Source organism: Pseudomonas sp. D3 (assembly GCF_029320995.1).
Lineage (GTDB): Bacteria > Pseudomonadota > Gammaproteobacteria > Pseudomonadales > Pseudomonadaceae > Aquipseudomonas > Aquipseudomonas paraveronii.
In genome coordinates this window covers 5,761,288-5,774,985 of sequence record NZ_CP119772.1, presented here as the reverse complement: position 1 = coordinate 5,774,985, position 13,698 = coordinate 5,761,288, and the positions used below count along the sequence as shown (strand labels likewise).

Genomic DNA, 13,698 nt, shown 5'->3' with positions numbered 1-13,698 from the left:
CGTCCGTGCCCAAACCCTGCGGGAAGTGGAGTTACAGGAAGCGCCGTAGCATACATGACCCCACTCTATCGAGGGAAACCCTGATTGCTCGGTCGAGGCCGTCTGTCGCGGCGCCGGGCAGGCGCAGCCATGGGGGCTACGCTGTTTATTGGGGAGCAAGACTTATCTTCAATGAGGTGAGGGGATGGTGGAATCGCAGCGAATGTTATCTAAATCGGATGTTTACCAAGGACTCATCGACCGCTTGGGTCGCGCATTGGATGCAGCCAGTACAGCGGGCCGGTTGCGTGATGAACAGCCCGTCGAGTTGGAACTGCGAGGCTTGAGCCACGCGGAGATGGAACTGATCAAGGCTTACCTGGCAAGGAACGAACGCTTGGCCTCTGTCGGCGTGGCTTGCACGCCACCCAATGAGCCTGTGCGGTCGGCCAAGGTGGTGTGGCTCAAGGATGTATCAGCCGCTCGCGGTCCGGAAAAACATCGGGCCGTGCGGTTTAAGTAATACATGCCCCCTTCGCGGCCTGATCATCGCTGACACTGCTTAGTTCTTGTAAAGATTGTCGCTAAACCCCGTTACACCTTAGGCTTCGGGCATCTATGGAGATGCTCGATGCCTATTCGTTATTTCATCAAACAATTGTTGCTGCCGCCCGGCATTCTCTTGCTGTTGCTGGCCCTTGCCTGGTGGTTTCGGCGCAGCCGCCCGCGCCTGGCGGGGTGTTGCTTTGCTCTCGGGTTGGGCGGGATGTGGCTGATGAGTCTACCGGTCATGGTGGAGTGGGGTGCGCGCGCCCTCGAGACGGCGCCGCCGTTGGCCCGGGAGGATTGGTCGAGCCTGGCCCAGCACTCCGATGCCATTGTGGTACTGGGTTCGGGGCGCGAGCGTGGGGACCCGGCCTGGGGTTCGGACCAGCCAACCGGCATCGGGTTGGAGCGTCAACGTTATGCCGCGCGATTGGCCAAGGCCTCCGGGCTGCCGGTGTTGACCAGCGGCGGTTTGCACTACGGTACGCCGCCGAGCGAGGCTGAGTTGATGGCGGTATCGATGCGGGACGACTTCGCTGTGACGGTGCGCTGGAAGGAAGAGCGCAGCCGCACCACCTGGGAAAATGCACAGATGAGCGCCGAGATTCTGTTGCCCGAAGGGATCAAACGCGTCGTGGTGGTGACCCAGGCCTGGCATATGCCGCGTGCGGTCTGGAGCTTTGAAAAAGCCGGTTTCAGCGTGGTGCCGGCGCCGGTCGGCTTCCTTGGCCAGGATAACGCCCGGCCGCTGGGTGGCTGGATGCCGGAGTTCAAGTCGGTGTGGCAGAGCGGGCAGTTGCTCAATGAGGCGGTGGGGCAGGTGGGGTATCGGTTGTTCTACCGATAGCACCGCAAATCAAAATGTGGGAGGGGGCTTGCCCCCGATTGCGGTGTATCAGTATCAAATGTACTGACTGACACACTGCTATCGGGGGCAAGCCCCCTCCCACTTTTGGTTCGGTTTGATGCGGTTAGACGGTTTTGGACATCCGGCCGGCCAATAGCGCCCAACCAAACAACACCAGGCACACCACGATCAGCGGCCACGACCGCCATTGCAGATACGGCGTGAGGTTGTGCATCGGCACCACTTCGCCGTAGAGGATGCCGCGCTCGAACTGCGGGATCTGCGCGGTGATCTGCCCATACGGGTTGATCAGCCCGGTCACGCCGTTGTTGGTGGCGCGGATCATCCAGCGACCGGCTTCCAGCGCACGCATCTGCGCCATTTGCAGGTGCTGCAACGGGCCAATGGAGGTGCCGAACCAAGTGTCGTTGCTGATGGTCAGCAGCAGGTCGCTCTGGGCTGAGAGGCTGGCGGCAAATTCGGGGTAGACCACTTCATAGCAAATGAACGGCGCGATCTGATAGCCCTTGGCCTGCAACATCGCCTGGTCGGACGGGCCGCGTGCGAAGTCCGACATGGGCAGGTCGAAGAAGGCAATCAAGCCACGCAGCATGTCTTGCAGCGGCACGTATTCGCCGAAGGGCACCAGCTTCTGCTTGAGGTAGGTGCCGTCGCCTTCGCCCATCACGGTGATGCCATTGAAGTAGCGCTTCTGGTGATGCACTTCCTGGCGAATCGGCACGCCAGTGATCAGCGCGGTGTGCCGCTCGGCGGCGAACCTGCCCATCATCCCGAGGTAGCCCTCGACGGAGTCCTTGAGCACCGGCACGGCCGTTTCCGGCCATACCAGCAGGTCGACACGCTTGGAACTGAAGCTCATGTCGCGGTACAGCGCCAACTGCGCATTGAGCTGCTCGGGGTCCCACTTCATGCTTTGTTCGACGTTACCCTGGATCGCCGCCACGCTCAGCGGTGCGCCGGACGGTGAAGTCCACGCGTGATGCTTGAGGGCCAGGCCGATGGCCCAGGGCGCTACCAGCAACAACAGGCCGGCGCCGATGAAGGCATTGCGCTTGGTTGCTAGCAGGCGCGGCAGGTTGCACAACACGGCGGCGGTCAGGGCCAGGGCGAAGGAAATCAGCCACATTCCGCCCAGCGGCGCGAGGCCGGTGAGGGGGCCATCGAGTTGACTGTAGCCGGAGTACAACCAGGGGAAACCGGTCAGGAACCAGCCACGGAACGCTTCTTGGCCGACCCACAACGCTGCGAACGTCAGGGCATCGGCCAATGGCGCTTCATTGCGGCGCAGCCAGCGCGCCCACAGCCAGGCGGGCAGGGCGAAGAACAAGGCAATGGCGGCGGTGAACGCCAGCATCAGCAAGCCGGCCAGCAGCACCGAAGCGCCGCCGAAGTGGTGGATGCTGTAGTAGATCCAGCTAGTGCCGGCGCCAAACAGGCCGAAACCGAAACACCAGCCACGGCCGAGGGCCTGGCGTGGGGTCAGTTCCCGCAGCCCTATATAGAACAATCCGACTGCCACCAGCGCAAACGGCCACAGATCGAATGGCGCCAGCGCCAGGGTGGTGATGGCGCCGGCCACCACGGCCAGCAAGTTACCGGGCCAGCCGGGAGCGATGAAACGGCGCATGTCAGTCCTTAGCGGGCAATAGGTGTCAGGCGAATCAGATGAATCCGGCGGCTGTCGGCATTTAGGATGCGGAAGCGATAAGCGCCGATCACGGTGGTCTCGTTACGCTTGGGCAGGTGCCCGAACGCACTCATCACCAGGCCGCCGACGGTGTCGAACTCGTCGTCGGAGAATTCGCTGTCGAAGAACTCGTTGAAGTTCTCGATCGGCGTCAGCGCCTTGACCAGGAAATCACCACTCGGCAGCGGCTTGATGTAGCTGTCTTCTTCGACATCGTGCTCGTCTTCGATATCGCCGACGATCTGTTCCAGCACGTCTTCGATCGTCACCAGGCCCGCGACACCGCCGTACTCGTCAATCACAATGGCCATGTGATTGTGGTTGGCGCGAAACTCGCGCAGCAGCACATTCAGGCGCTTGGATTCCGGGACGAAGGTGGCCGGACGCAGCAGGTCCTTGATGTTGAAGCTGTCGCCGTTCTCCTTGAGGATCAGCGGCAACAGGTCCTTGGCCAGCAGGACGCCCATGACGTCGTCATGGCTTTCGCCGATCACCGGGTAGCGCGAGTGCGCCGAGTCGATCACGGCCGGGAGGAACTCCCGTGGGGTCTGGGTCGCCTTGATGCTGATCATCTGCGAACGCGGGACCATGATGTCCCGGACCTGCAGGTCAGCCACCTGGATGGCGCCTTCGACGATGGCCAGCGCTTCGCTGTCCAGCAACTTGTTCTGATGGGCCTCGCGCAGCAGCTCCAGGAGCTCCTGGCGGTTTTTCGGCTCGTGGGCAAAAGCCTGGGTCAGTTTACCCAGCCATGACTTTTGCCCGTTGCTCGATCGGTCTTCGCTCATAGCGATTACTCTAAATCCTTTGATGTTTCAGTTGAGTGTTAATCAGTTTTCGTCATCTGCATACGGATCAGGGTGACCCAGTTCTGCAAGCAACGATCGTTCCAGTGCTTCCATTTCTTCGGCTTCGTCATCGTCTATATGGTCGTAACCCAAGAGATGCAAGCAGCCGTGGATGACCAGATGGGCCCAATGGGCCTCAAGGGCCTTGCCTTGCTCCTTCGCTTCACGTTCGACGACTTCGACGCAGATCACCAGGTCGCCCAGCAGTGGGATATCCAGCAGTTCGTCGGGTACGTCGGCGGGAAACGACAGCACGTTGGTCGCGTAGTCCTTCTGGCGCCAGGTGTGGTTCAGTTCGCGGCCTTCGGGTTCGTCCACCAGGCGGATGGTCAGCTCCGAGTCGGCGCTGCGCTGGCGCAGGGCCAGGGCGCACCATTGACGGAACTGCTCTTCGCTGGGGGCGTGCGCGTCGGTTGCCAGTTGCAGGTCAAGCTCAAGCATCGCGGCGGGTGTCCTTGGCCGGGGCGTCGTCGCGATGTTCGAAGCGCTCGTAGGCTTCGACAATGCGCTGGACCAGCGGGTGGCGGACCACGTCCTTGGGCATGAAGTGCGTGAAGCTGATGCCTGGCACGTCTTTGAGCACTTCGATCACCTGGGCCAGGCCCGACTTGGTGCCCTTGGGCAGGTCGACCTGGGTGACGTCGCCGGTTATCACGGCGGTGGAGCCGAAACCGATACGGGTCAGGAACATTTTCATCTGCTCGACGGTGGTGTTCTGGCTTTCGTCGAGAATGATGAAGCTGTTGTTCAAGGTCCGGCCGCGCATGTAGGCCAGCGGCGCGATTTCGATCACCTGGCGCTCGATCAGCTTGGCCACGTATTCAAAACCAAGCATCTCGTAGAGTGCGTCGTAGAGCGGGCGCAGGTATGGGTCGATCTTCTGGGCCAGGTCGCCGGGCAGGAAGCCGAGCTTTTCGCCGGCCTCGACCGCCGGGCGTACCAGCAGGATGCGGCGCACTTGCTCGCGCTCCAGGGCGTCGACCGCACAGGCCACGGCCAGGTAGGTCTTGCCGGTACCGGCAGGGCCGATGCCGAAGTTGATGTCGTTACCGAGGATTTCCTTGACGTAGCGCTGCTGATTCAAGCCGCGCGGGCGAATCATGCCTTTTTTGGTGCGCAGGGCCACGCTGGCTTCGGCCACCGGGTTGTTGGCCAAGTCTTCCACGGCAGATTCCTGCAGGTACAGGTGGACCGTCTCCGGCGACAGCTCACTACCCTTGGTTTCGCGGTAGAGGCGGCGGAGCAGATTTTCTGCAGACGTGGTTTGCTGGGGTTCACCAATCAGCTCGAATTGATTGCCGCGGTTGCGGATCTCGATGCTCAAGCGTTGTTCGATCAGGCGCAGGTGCTCGTCGAACTGTCCGCACAGATTGGCGAAACGGCGAGCCTCAAACGGCTCGAGGAGAAAACGATGGGGTTCGATGGGTGCGTTCAAGGTCGCTTTTAGCCGCCCTTTGGCTGTTGAGGTGAAAGAGAGGATAACGCCACGCGCCGGTGTGCGAAAGCACTTATCCAACCCGATCCAGTGTGGGAGGGGGCTTGCCCCCCATAGCGGAGTGTCAGGCAGCTCATGTGCTGCTGATGTACCGCAATCGGGGGCAAGCCCCCTCGCACATTTATTACACCAGAGACCCACGCAACGAGTGCGGTTGCGCCGCATCGATATGTACATCGGCAAATTGGCCGATCAGCGTCGGGTTGTCGCAACGGAAGTTGACGATGCGGTTGTTCTCGGTGCGGCCTTGCAGTTCGCCCGGGTCTTTTTTCGAGTAGTCGGTGACCAGGATGCGCTGCGTAGACCCCACCATTTGTCGGCTGATCTCGAAGCCTTGCTGATTCAGGCGATGTTGCAGCGCGTTCAAACGCTCTTTTTTCAACGCTTCCGGGGTGTCATCGGCCAAATCGGCTGCCGGGGTGCCGGGGCGCTGGCTGTAGACGAACGAGTAGGAAAAGTCGAAACCGACGTCTTCAATCAGCTTCATGGTCTGCTGGAAGTCTTTCTCGGTCTCGCCGGGGAAGCCGACGATAAAGTCCGAGCTGATGCAGATGCCCGGCACCGCCGCACGCAATTTGCGCAGTTTGGATTTGTATTCCAGGGCGGTGTGGTTGCGCTTCATTGCCGACAGGATGCGGTCCGAACCCGATTGCACCGGCAAGTGCAGGTGCTTGACCAGCTCCGGCACTTCGGCATGGGCCTGGATCAGGCTGTCGGAGAATTCCAGCGGGTGTGAGGTGGTGTAGCGAATGCGCTCGATGCCATCCACTGCGGCGACGACACGGATCAGCTCCGCGAGGTCTGCCAGGCGCCCGTCGTGAGTCTGGCCGCGATAGCCGTTGACGTTCTGGCCCAGCAAGGTCACTTCACGCACGCCGTTTTCGGCCAGGTGGATGATTTCTGACAGCACATCGTCAAACGGCCGGCTGACTTCTTCGCCACGGGTGTAGGGCACCACGCAGAAAGTGCAGTACTTGCTGCAACCCTCCATCACCGACACGTAGGCGCTCGGCCCATCGACGCGCGGTTCGGGCAAATGGTCGAATTTTTCGATTTCCGGGAATGAGACGTCGACCTGAGGCAGCTTGGTGAGGCGCGCAGCGTCGATCATTTCCGGCAGGCGGTGCAGGGTTTGCGGGCCGAAGACCACATCCACGTAGGGCGCGCGGTCGCGGATGGCGGCGCCTTCCTGGCTGGCGACGCAACCGCCGACGGCGATCACCATGTCCGGGTTGGCCAGTTTCAATTCACGCCAGCGGCCCAGTTGCGAGTACACGCGGTCCTGGGCCCGTTCGCGGATCGAGCAGGTATTGAGCAGGATCACGTCGGCATCTTCGGCGCGAGCGGTGACTTCCAGGGCCTGATGTTCACCCAGCAGATCGACCATGCGCGAGCTGTCGTACTCGTTCATCTGGCAACCGTGGGTTTCAATGTAGAGCTTCTTGGCCATGGGAATCGTCAACTGGTGGTAAAGAACCGCGCATTATAGGGGTCATGTCCATCGGTTCCTAGCGCTGTGCATCGGGTGCCATGCTATAGTTCGCGCCCTCTTTTAAATCCCCGATGTGTTCCCCGCCCACCATGACCAAACGTGAAGCTCCAATCTACAAGGTGATTTTCCTCAACCAGGGCCAGGTGTTCGAAATGTACGCCAAGCAGATCTATCAAAGTGATCTGTGGGGCTTCCTGGAAGTGGAAGAGTTCGTCTTTGGCGAGCGCACACAACTGGTCGTCGACCCGGGCGAGGAAAAACTCAAGGCCCAGTTCGAAGGCGTGGTGCGCAGTTTTGTGCCGATGCATTCGATTGTGCGCATCGATGAAGTCGAGCGCCTGGGCACGCCGAAGATCAGCGAAGCCCGTGGCACGAGCAATGTCATGCCGTTTCCGATGCCGATGCCTGAGAAGTAGGGCGTTTGTGGCGAGGGCGCGTGCTCCCGCTGGGGCGCGAAGCGGCCCTAATGCAATTTACAGATGTGTCAGATAGAAATCATTGAACGGTTGTGGGGGGCGCTTCGCAGCCCAGCGGGAGCAAGCTCTCTCGCCACAGGTCGATCAGGGCAGGGGCGAGAACGGCGAACGCCCATCCGCGCTCTGCAGTTCCTGCAGGTAGTTGCGGAAGATCTGGCCCAGCACCTGGGTCGCCAGTTCCAGTTCATCGCGCTGCATGTGCTCGGCGACTTCGTCGGCCGTGTCCAGCGCGTCCTCGGCGCCGTTGACCGCCGCCATTTTCAGCACGATATACGCCTGGACGTTATTGGCCGGCACGCCTTCACCATGGAAGAACATGGTGCCCAGCTGGAATTGTGCCTGGGCGTGGCCCTGCAGCGAGGCTTTCTCGAAGTAGTTCAACGCTTTGTTGAGGTCGCGCGCGGGGTTCTTGCTGTCGTGGTAGTACTCGCCCAACTCGTATTGCGCCTGCGCATCCCCGCCGTCGGCCTGTTTATGGCACGCGCTCAGCGCTTCGGCCTGGCTGTCTGGCTGGGTATTGAGGGTGCAACGACCCATCGCTGGGATTAACAACGAGTTGCCGCCTGCTTGTGCATGTGCCAGCAGCGGCTGAAGGAGCAACAGGCAGCCCAGGACCAGGGTGCGGCCGGTGCGTTTCATGGGAATCGACTTACCTCTGACGGGGCGCGCGGACCCTCGGGGGTCCAATAAGCGCGCATTATGAAATAAGCAGGCCTCTGCTTACAAAGTCTTTACTCGTTTTTCTGCTGCTTGGGCAAGTTATCTGCCGGATTGCAGGAGTTTTCTCGAAAAAGTTAGGAAAAATCTGTAAGCAAAGTAGCAAATCTGACGCCGCCGGGGGCCGCGTCAGATTTTTGTGTCAGTTATTTCAGGGCGGCGAAAGCGCGTTCGGCAGCGTCCAGGGTCAGTTTCAACTCGGCGTCGCCATGGGCGATCGAGGTGAAGCCGGCTTCAAAGGCGCTCGGTGCCAGGTACACGCCGCCGTCCAGCATCAAGTGGAAGAAGCGCTTGAACAGGTTGGCGTCGCTGCTCATCACGTCCTCAAAGGTGACGATATTGTCGGCACCGCTGAAATACAGGCCGAACATGCCGCCTGCTTGCGTGGTGACAAACGGAATGCTGGCGGCATCGGCGCGCTGTTGCAGGCCGTCGAGCAGGCGGGAGGTGTAGTCGGTCAGCTCGGCGTGGAAGCCCGGGCGGCTGATCAGACGCAGGGTGGTCAGGCCGGCGGCCATGGCCAGCGGGTTACCGGACAAGGTGCCGGCCTGGTACACCGGGCCCAGCGGTGCGATGTGCTGCATGATTTCGCGCTTGCCGCCGAAGCAGCCCACCGGCATGCCGCCGCCGATGATCTTGCCGAAGGTGCTCAGGTCCGGCGTCACGCCGTAATGCGCCTGAGCGCCACCGAGGGCCACGCGGAAACCGGTCATCACTTCGTCGAAAATCAGCACCACGCCGTGCTTGTCGCATTGCTCGCGCAGGCCTTCGAGGAAACCCGGGGCCGGCGGTACACAGTTCATGTTGCCAGCGACCGGTTCGACGATGATGCACGCCACTTCCTGGCCTACTTCATTGAGCATCTGCTCGACGGCCGCGATGTCGTTGAACGGCAGGGTCAGGGTATGTTTGGCGAATGCCGCCGGCACACCGGCCGAGCTTGGGACGCCCTGGGTCAGCAGGCCGGAACCGGCTTTCACCAGCAGGCTGTCGGAGTGACCGTGGTAGCAACCTTCGAACTTGATGATGCTGTCGCGACCGGTGAAACCACGGGCCAGGCGAATCGCGCTCATGGTGGCCTCGGTGCCGGAGCTGACCATGCGCACCATCTCCATCGACGGCACGATCGCGCAGACCAGATCGGCCATCTCGGTTTCCATCTCGGTCGGAGCGCCGTAGGACAGGCCGTGTTCCAGTTGCTTGCGCACCGCATCCAATACGTCGGGGTGGCTGTGGCCGAGGATCATCGGGCCCCAGGAACCTACGTAATCCACATAGCGCTTGTCGTCTTCGTCGGTGACGTAGGCGCCTTCGGCATGCTTGAAGAACAGCGGCGTGCCGCCCACGCTCTTGAACGCACGCACGGGGGAGTTCACACCACCGGGGATGTGTTTCTGGGCATTGGCAAACAGGGTTTCGGAACGGGACATGGTCGGGCTCTCTAAACTTGATATTTAAGAAGATCGTTGAAGGCGCGGGCGCGGCGCGTGACTTCCTGGGTGCTGTCGGCACCAAACAGGCCGTGGACCACCGCGAGCAGGTCGGCACCGTGTGCCACCAGCGGTTCGGCATTCTCCAGGGTGATGCCACCGATCACGCAGATCGGCAACTGCAAGCGCGCGCGGGCCTGGGCTAGCATTTCGACGCTGGCGGCGGGGGCGCCGGGCTTGGTGCTGGAGTTGAAGAAGCGGCCGAAGGCGACGTAACTGGCGCCTTCTTTCGCGGCCTGCTCGGCCAGTTCGATCTGGCTGTGGCAGGTGGCGCCGATGATCGCCTTGGAGCCCAGCAACGCACGGGCAGTGGTCAGAGGGCCATCGGTCAGGCCCAGGTGTACGCCGACGCCCAGGCGTGCGGCCAGCTCGGCGTCATCGTTGATGATCAGTCGGGTCTTGTAGCGCGAGCACAGTTCCCGCAGTTTTTCAGCTTCACGCAGGCGCCGGGCCTCGTCGCTGCTTTTGTCACGGTACTGCAGCAGGGTCACGCCGCCATCCAGTGCCGCTTCGACGTAGGCGAGGAATTTACCGGCCAATAATTGGCTGTCGGTAATGGCATAAAGGCCACGTAGTTTCATCGGGCAGGCCTCTTGGTGTTACGAGCAGAAATCCAGCGGCAGCCGGCGAGGCACGAACTGGCCCTGGCCGAGTTGTTCGGCGTCACGCAGGGTGCGCCAAGTGTAGTTGAGGGCCGATTGCACGGCGCTGACCAAGCCTTCACCCTGGGCGATCCGGCCCGCCAGCGCGCTGGCCAGCGTACACCCCGAACCGTGATAGCTGCCGGGCAGACGCTGGCAGGTAAAGGTCTGGCGCGTGCCGTCGCGGCTGTATAGGCGGTTGTGGACTTGATGCTCATCGCCATGGCCGCCGGTAATCAGCAGGTGCTTGATAAACGGCAACAGCCTTTCAGCGCATTCGTCCGCCGTGCCCTCAGGCAGTTCGGCAAGGATGCGTGCTTCTGGCAGGTTGGGCGTGGCGATCAGCGACAGCGGCAACAGCCGCTCGCGCATGGCGTAGCCGACTTCGTCCTTGCCCAGGCTGCCACCGCCGCCGGCGCGCAGCACCGGGTCGCACACCACCGGCAAGTGCGGGTGCGCCTGCAGCAGTTCGACCACGGTGTCGACCATCGCGGTGGAACCGAGCATACCCAGCTTGACCGCCGCCACTTGCGAATCGCCGAGCACGGCATTGGCCTGGGCCAGTACCCACTCGCGGTCGAGCACGCGGAAATCGCTGACATTGACGGTGTTCTGCACCGTCAGCGCGGTAACGGCCGGAGCCGCATGGCAACCCTGGGCGAGCAGGGCTTCGATATCTGCCTGCAAGCCGGCGCCACCACTGGGATCATGGCCGGAGAGACAGAGGACAACGGGGCGAGAGCTGTAGATATTCATGGTGCGCGAGCTTACCACCAAACGCTTTTGGCGTGGCCGTCTGGCGATGGCTGAATTTTGTCGGTATTCGTGGGTGTTTATGGCTGTTTGCTAGTATCGATTTTTAGTTGAATAAGCCGCTGAAAGCCTTGTTCTAGAGCCTCTTTAAAAATTATCTTGATGGTGTCCAATGGCCTTTAGCGGCTATGCTAAAGTGGATTCAAATAACTTACTGTATCGCCGGTATACGTCTTCTCAAAAGGAATGGGGGCTATTTGACATAACCGGACAGGCCACGCTGGGGCTCTATGCGCTATTTGCTGATTTTATTGTTGTGCGGGCTACCGCTGTTCGCCAACGCCATTGAGTTCACCCAAGACACTCGAAGCCTGCCCTTGGGCCGTGCCATGCAAGTGCTCGAAGACCCAACTAACGCCCTGACCATCGCCGATGTGAGTGCTCCCACCGCCGCCACACAGTTCAAACCCCACGACAAAGACACCCTCAACGCCGGCTATTCGCGCTCGGTGTTCTGGCTCAAGGTCAACCTGCGCTACCTGCCCAAGCAGCCTGAAACCCAGCGCACCTGGCTGCTGGAGTTAGCCTATCCGCCCCTCGATCACCTTGACCTGTACCTGCCCGACAGCACCGGCAACTATCGCCTGGCCGGTCGCACCGGGGATGCCCTGCCGTTTTCCAGTCGCGAGATTCGCCAGAACAACTACCTGTTCAAGCTCGACTTCACACCGGGCGAAACCAAGACCGTCTACCTGCGCCTGCAAAGCGAAGGCTCGATCCAGGCGCCGCTGACGCTGTGGTCCAGCACCGCCTACCTTGAGCAGCAACCGCTGCGCCTGTACGTATTGGGCCTGATCTATGGCGTGTTGCTGGGGATGCTGGTGTACAACCTGTTCATCTACCTCAGCGTGCGCGACACCAGCTACCTTTATTACATCTTCTACATCGCCTCGTTTGGCCTATACCAGTTGTCGGTGAACGGCGCGGCGGTGGAGTATTTCTGGCCGAACAACCCCTGGTGGGCGAATGCCGCGACGCCCTTCCTGATCGGCTCGGCGGCGTTGTTCGGCAGCTTGTTCGCCCGCAGCTTCCTGCACACCGCCCAGCACAGCCGCTGGATCAATCGCCTGTTGCTGGGGTTGGTGGCCTGCGGCGCGGTGGTGATGCTGCTCTCGCTGATGACCAGCTACGCCCTGGCGCTGCGCCTGGCCACGGGTTTGGCGCTGGTGTTTACCGTGACCATCTTTGTCGCCGCCATCAAGGCCTGGTACTGCGGGCAGCGGGTGGCGCGCTATTTCATCATTGCCTGGTCGGCGTTCCTGTTGGGCGGTGTGGTCAACACCCTGATGGTGCTGGGCTACCTGCCCAACGTGTTCCTCACCATGTACGCCAGCCAGATCGGCTCGGCGATCGAAGTGGCGCTGTTGTCCCTGGCCCTGGCGGATCGCATCAACAGCATGCGTGAGCAACAGGCGCAGATCCTCTACGACGCGAGCCAGAAACTCGAAGTACTCAACCAGCAGTTGGCCCGCAGTAACCGGCTCAAGGACGAGTTCCTTGCCACCCTGACCCACGAACTGCGCACGCCGATGAATGGCGTGATCGGCTCCCTTGAGCTGATGCAGACCGTGCCCCTGGACGACGACCTGGCGCAGTACCAGCAAACCGCCGCCGGCTCGGCGCGGGACATGATGCGCATGGTCAATGGCATCCTCACCCTCACCGAATTGCAGGCCGGACGCCTGAGCGCCCAGCCCAAGGTGTTCAGCCTGCGCGGGGTGCTCGGCACCTTGCGCCAGCAGTTCAGCGCCAGCGCGCAGAGCAAAGGTCTGGCCTTTTCCATCGATGTCGCCGACGAGTTGCCCGACCGCCTGCACGGCGACGCCGACAAACTCAGCCAGTGCCTGGATTGCCTGTTGGACAACGCCTTCAAGTTCACCCACGAAGGCGCCGTGCGTCTGCGGGTGGTCGGCGTACCCCTGAGCGACGGCGCAGTGCGCCTGAGTTTTGTCGTCACCGACACGGGCATCGGCTTTGCTTTCCTCGACGAGGCCACCCTGTACCAGCGTTTCTTCCAGCTCGATGGCTCGACGACGCGCGAATACGGCGGCCTGGGGATTGGTCTGGCGATCTGCCGGCAACTGATCGAATTACTCGGCGGGCGCCTCACCCATCATTCCGAACCGCGCAAGGGCAGTCGCTTCCAGTTGGAACTGGCGGTCACCGCGCTGCAGCTCGAGCCACGCCCGGCGAGCCCTGAGCGCGAACGCACGCCTGCGCAGTGCACGGTGCTGTTGGTGGACGACAACAGCGTCGGCCAGTGGGCGGTGCGTGGCATGTTGCTCAAGCTCGGTTATCGGGTGAAAACCGTGGACAGCGGGCCGGCGGCGTTGGCGGCGTTGCAGGGGGAAACCTTCGACGCGGTGCTGCTGGATACACCTGAAGACGGCTTCTCGTTGTGCTGTCAGATTCGTGCGTTGCCCGGCTGCGGCGAGTTACCGGTGATCGCCCTGGGCGCCACGCTGAATGTGTCTGAACGTGAGCGTAGCCATGGCATCGGCATCACCGAGCGCCTGGTCAAACCGGTACGTTTCGACGCGCTGCAGGCGGTATTGGAGCGCCGGCTGCTGTGCCCGCTAGAGGGTGAAAGCGCCGGACATTCGGCGCGTATGCCACTTTTTTAAGCGAGGTGACGGTGCTTAACTG

General features: G+C 61.6%; 13 protein-coding genes. 4 read left to right on the top strand and 9 right to left on the bottom strand.

The features are described 5' to 3' along the window. Positions 1-184 precede the first annotated feature (184 nt). Both P3S72_RS26695 and P3S72_RS26690 read left to right on the top strand, forming a co-directional pair. Complete coding sequence (locus P3S72_RS26695; protein WP_253399409.1) at positions 185-502, top strand: hypothetical protein; 318 nt, start codon at positions 185-187, stop codon at positions 500-502. 108 nt (positions 503-610) lie between these two features. Further along, the gene (locus P3S72_RS26690; RefSeq protein ID WP_276195006.1) at positions 611-1,372 is read left to right on the top strand and encodes a YdcF family protein; all 762 of its coding nucleotides are present in this window, start codon (positions 611-613) and stop codon (positions 1,370-1,372) included. A gap of 124 nt (positions 1,373-1,496) precedes the next feature. On the opposite strand, the gene lnt is transcribed toward P3S72_RS26690, so the two are convergent. The 5 genes from lnt to miaB all read right to left on the bottom strand — a co-directional run bounded on the left by lnt (position 1,497) and on the right by miaB (position 6,873). Next, the gene (gene lnt, locus P3S72_RS26685) at positions 1,497-3,020 is read right to left on the bottom strand and encodes an apolipoprotein N-acyltransferase (protein ID WP_276195005.1); all 1,524 of its coding nucleotides are present in this window, start codon (positions 3,018-3,020) and stop codon (positions 1,497-1,499) included. 8 nt (positions 3,021-3,028) lie between these two features. Next, positions 3,029-3,868, bottom strand: a complete 840-nt coding sequence (locus P3S72_RS26680) for an HlyC/CorC family transporter (protein ID WP_247403765.1) — start codon at positions 3,866-3,868, stop codon at positions 3,029-3,031. Positions 3,869-3,910: 42 nt separating this feature from the next. Continuing rightward, a complete protein-coding gene (gene ybeY / locus P3S72_RS26675) occupies positions 3,911-4,369 on the bottom strand; it encodes an rRNA maturation RNase YbeY (protein ID WP_276195004.1) in 459 nt (152 codons plus the stop codon). After that, a complete protein-coding gene (locus tag P3S72_RS26670; protein WP_276195003.1) occupies positions 4,362-5,363 on the bottom strand; it encodes a PhoH family protein in 1,002 nt (333 codons plus the stop codon). Before P3S72_RS26670 ends, ybeY begins: the two co-directional genes overlap by 8 nt. Positions 5,364-5,547: 184 nt before the next feature. Further along, positions 5,548-6,873, bottom strand: coding sequence for a tRNA (N6-isopentenyl adenosine(37)-C2)-methylthiotransferase MiaB (miaB, locus tag P3S72_RS26665; protein WP_276195002.1), 1,326 nt, complete (start codon positions 6,871-6,873; stop codon positions 5,548-5,550). A gap of 131 nt (positions 6,874-7,004) precedes the next feature. Between miaB and P3S72_RS26660 the strand changes: the two genes are divergently transcribed. After that, the gene (locus tag P3S72_RS26660; protein WP_003194436.1) at positions 7,005-7,331 is read left to right on the top strand and encodes a DUF1820 family protein; all 327 of its coding nucleotides are present in this window, start codon (positions 7,005-7,007) and stop codon (positions 7,329-7,331) included. 144 nt (positions 7,332-7,475) lie between these two features. Here the strand turns inward: P3S72_RS26660 and P3S72_RS26655 are convergent, their stop codons facing one another. The 4 genes from P3S72_RS26655 to P3S72_RS26640 form a co-directional block, all read right to left on the bottom strand. After that, entirely contained in the window at positions 7,476-8,030 is a 555-nt protein-coding gene (locus P3S72_RS26655) for a tetratricopeptide repeat protein (RefSeq protein ID WP_247403760.1), read from the bottom strand. Positions 8,031-8,254: 224 nt separating this feature from the next. After that, positions 8,255-9,538 carry a glutamate-1-semialdehyde 2,1-aminomutase gene (gene hemL / locus P3S72_RS26650; RefSeq protein ID WP_276195001.1) on the bottom strand — a complete coding sequence of 428 codons (1,284 nt, stop codon included), beginning with the start codon at positions 9,536-9,538 and terminating at the stop codon, positions 8,255-8,257. Between the two features lie 11 nt (positions 9,539-9,549). Continuing rightward, a complete protein-coding gene (gene thiE, locus P3S72_RS26645) occupies positions 9,550-10,179 on the bottom strand; it encodes a thiamine phosphate synthase (protein WP_247403756.1) in 630 nt (209 codons plus the stop codon). Positions 10,180-10,197: 18 nt separating this feature from the next. Next, entirely contained in the window at positions 10,198-10,995 is a 798-nt protein-coding gene (locus P3S72_RS26640) for a hydroxymethylpyrimidine/phosphomethylpyrimidine kinase (RefSeq protein WP_276195000.1), read from the bottom strand. A gap of 287 nt (positions 10,996-11,282) precedes the next feature. Between P3S72_RS26640 and P3S72_RS26635 the strand changes: the two genes are divergently transcribed. Next, positions 11,283-13,676 carry a hybrid sensor histidine kinase/response regulator gene (locus P3S72_RS26635; protein WP_276194999.1) on the top strand — a complete coding sequence of 798 codons (2,394 nt, stop codon included), beginning with the start codon at positions 11,283-11,285 and terminating at the stop codon, positions 13,674-13,676. Positions 13,677-13,698: the final 22 nt, after the last annotated feature.